This is a genomic window from Micromonospora sp. NPDC047753, from assembly GCF_040642735.1.
Classification (GTDB): Bacteria; Actinomycetota; Actinomycetes; order Mycobacteriales; family Micromonosporaceae; genus Micromonospora.
The window spans coordinates 1-3,080 of sequence record NZ_JBEYSL010000660.1; the positions used below are offsets into that span (position 1 = coordinate 1).

Sequence of the window (3,080 nt, forward strand, 5' to 3'; positions counted from 1 at the left end):
CGTTGCAGTTCGTCCGCCGGCTCGCCTTCGACGCACCGAGCGCCGCCTTCGACGCCCGGGGGCGCCGTCGTGTCATGTGTGTGGGGTGGTGTCAGTGCCGGCCGGGTTCGACGATCTCGCCCTCGATGGCGCGACCGCCGTCGACCACCACGGGCTGTTCCGGCTGCGGTGTCGGTTGCGGCGCACCCTGGCGCACCCGCACCGTGCGGGGCCCGAACAGGTCACCGGCGACCATCGACGACACCCGCCGCTCGGTGGCGCGGCGCACCCCGACGCGGGCCAGTCGACGCACCGGCGGCACCAACAGCAGCAACCCGACCAGCCCACTGACCAGGCCGGGCACCGCCAGCAACAGTGCCCCGGCCAGCCCGACCAGCCCGTCGGTCACCTGCCCACCCGGGGGTTGCCCGGCCGACGCCGCTGCCCGGAACCCACGCCAGGCGCGCATCCCCTCGCGGCGCAGCAGGACCAACCCCAGCAGGGACGCGGCGAACACCAGCAACACCGCCGCGCCGAACCCCAGCGCCCGTCCCACGCCGACGAACACCGCCAGCTCCAGCACCACCGCCAGCAACAGGGCCAACGGTACGAACCTCAGTCCTCGGCGCATCTCACCTCATCGCCATTCCTGCGGACACCACGGACGTGTTCCGCTCATCCAGCATGACACGGCCGCGCCCACGGCCACCGTGCCCGACCCGCTCACGGCCACCGTGCCTGGCCGGTGGCGGTGCCGTGCAGGCCCCGGCGTACCGCCTGGCGCCGGTCGCGCACCCCCCAGGCGGTGATCCGCCACAGCGCCTCGGCCACGATCTTCGGGCTCATCTTGCTGTCGCCGCGCTCCCGCTCGGCGAAGGTGATCGGGACCTCGACGATCCGTACCCCGGCCCGGTGCGCCAGCCGCGACAGCTCCACCTGGAACGAGTAGCCCTGCGAGGTCACCGACTCCAGGTCGATGGCGTCCAACGCGCTGATCCGGTACACCCGGTAACCGCCGGTGGCGTCCGAGACGGGCATGCCCAGCGCCAGGCGCGCGTACAGGTTGCCGCCGCGTGACAGCAACAGCCGTCGCAGCGGCCAGTTGAGCACCCGCGCGCCACTGGTCCACCGGGAGCCGATCACCACGTCGGCGTCGCGGGCGGCGTCCAGCAGCGCCGGCAGGTCCTCCGGGGCGTGCGAGCCGTCGGCGTCCATCTCCACGACCGCCTGGTAGCCACGCTCGCGCGCCCATCCGAACCCGGCCAGGTACGCCGCGCCGAGGCCCTCTTTGCCCTGGCGGTGCAGCACCTGCACGTGCGCGTCGCCGTCGGCGAGGGCGTCGGCGATCGCGCCGGTGCCGTCGGGGCTGTTGTCGTCGGCGATGAGGATCCGCACCGCCGGGGCGGCCCGCCGGACGCGGCCCACGATCACGGCGATGTTGTCGGCCTCGTTGTAGGTGGGGATCACCACCAGCACCCGGCCCACCCCGGGCACCTCGTCCGCGCGTCGGATCGTATCGGTCGCCTGGATCACGGTTCCTCCGCTCCCGCCGGTGTACCGGCTGTTGCTATCCGGGCCTGACCCGCTGCCGCCGGCGCAGCACCGCCGCGCCGACCAGGGCCGCCGCGGCCAGCGCGGCGAGCGCCACCTCGGGCCACCAGCCGAGGCGGGTGGCGAGGGTGCGTCCGTCGTCGAGCCGCAACTGCCGCACCACGACCTCCCGGGTGTTGAACCCGGTGGCATCGCTTACCCGCCCGTCGGGTGCGACGAACCCGGACACCCCGACCGTTGAGGCCATCAACGCCGGCCGTCCGTGCTCCACCGCCCGCAGCCGCACCATGGCCATCTGCTGGCGGGCCTCCGCCACGTCGAAGGTGGCGTTGTTGGTCTGCACCACCAGCAGTTGCGCGCCGCCGGTGACGGTGTCGCGGACCACCTCGTCGTAGGCGACCTCGAAGCAGATCACGTCACCGAGCACGGTGGGGCCGGCGCGTACCACGCCCGGGGTGCTTCCGGGCACGAAGTCGTTGCGGATCAGGTCGACCTTCTTGCTGACCATCCGGGCCACGTCGCGCAGCGGCACGTACTCGGCGAACGGCACCGGGTGGCGCTTCGTGTACAGCTGCTCGAGGTCCGCGCCGGTGCCGGGGTGCCACAGGATGCCCGCGTTGCGGACCTGCCCGGCGTCGGGGCCCAGCAGCACCGCGCCGACCAGGATCGGCGCGCCGATGGTGTCGGCGGCCTGGGAGATGCGCGCCCCTGCGGTGGGGTTGCGCAGCGGGTCGATGTCGCTGGAGTTCTCCGGCCACACCACCAGGTCGGGTCGCCGCTGTTGCCCGGCGGCGACCCGCTCGGCCAGTTCGATGGTGGCGTCGACGTGGTTGTTGAGCACCGCCTGCCGTTGGGCGTTGAAGTCCAGGCCCAGCCGGGGCACGTTGCCCTGCACGATCGCCACGGTCACGTCCGCGCCGGACCCGGCGGAGGCGACCGGCACCAGCAGCGCCCCGGCGGTCAGCGCGACGGCCACGACGGCCGGTACGGCCACCGGCGCCCAGCGACCCCCGGCGGCACCCCCGGCGCGTGCGGGGCCGTCCAGCGGGCTGTCAGCGCCCGGCGCGGCGTCGCTCGCCGTGGTGGTGGGCTCGGGTGCGTGGTGCTGGGCGGTGGCCCAGCCCCGCCAGACGGCGGTGACCAGCAACCCGCCGATGAGGGCCACGACGAAGGTGACCAACGGGGCGCCGCCCAGCGCGGCCAGCCGCAGCAGCGGCGAGTCGTCCTGGCTGAACGCCAACCGCCCCCACGGGAACCCGCCGAACGGGGTGCGGTCGCGCAGCGCCTCCTGCCCGACCCAGAGCAGCCCGGTCAGCGCCGGCCAGGCCCAGCGGGCGCGGTCGACCAGCGGCGACACCCAGGCGGTGGCAGTGCCCAGCAACGCCAGGTAGCCGGCCTGCAGCAGCGTCAGCAGCACCCACGGCAGGTAGCCGGTGTGCAGGTTCGTCCAGGCCAGCAGCGGGGCGAAGAACGCCAACCCGGTCAGGAAGCCCAGACCGGCGCCGGCGCGCAACCGCCGCCGGTGCGCGGCGGCGGCCAGCAACGCCACC

Annotated in this window: 3 protein-coding genes; all 3 read right to left on the bottom strand. The window is 74.4% G+C overall.

The features are described 5' to 3' along the window. Window positions 1–91: 91 nt before the first annotated feature. Entirely contained in the window at window positions 92–610 is a 519-nt protein-coding gene (locus tag ABZ749_RS32710; RefSeq protein ID WP_355007467.1) for an FxsA family protein, read from the bottom strand. 92 nt (window positions 611–702) lie between these two features. Beyond that, window positions 703–1,512: a polyprenol monophosphomannose synthase gene (locus tag ABZ749_RS32715; RefSeq protein ID WP_357234695.1), complete on the bottom strand. Its 810-nt coding sequence runs from the start codon at window positions 1,510–1,512 to the stop codon at window positions 703–705. A 34-nt stretch (window positions 1,513–1,546) separates the two neighbouring features. Then, window positions 1,547–3,080, bottom strand: a 1,534-nt coding sequence (lnt, locus tag ABZ749_RS32720; RefSeq protein ID WP_357234699.1) for an apolipoprotein N-acyltransferase, incomplete at its 5' end; no start/stop codon positions are given.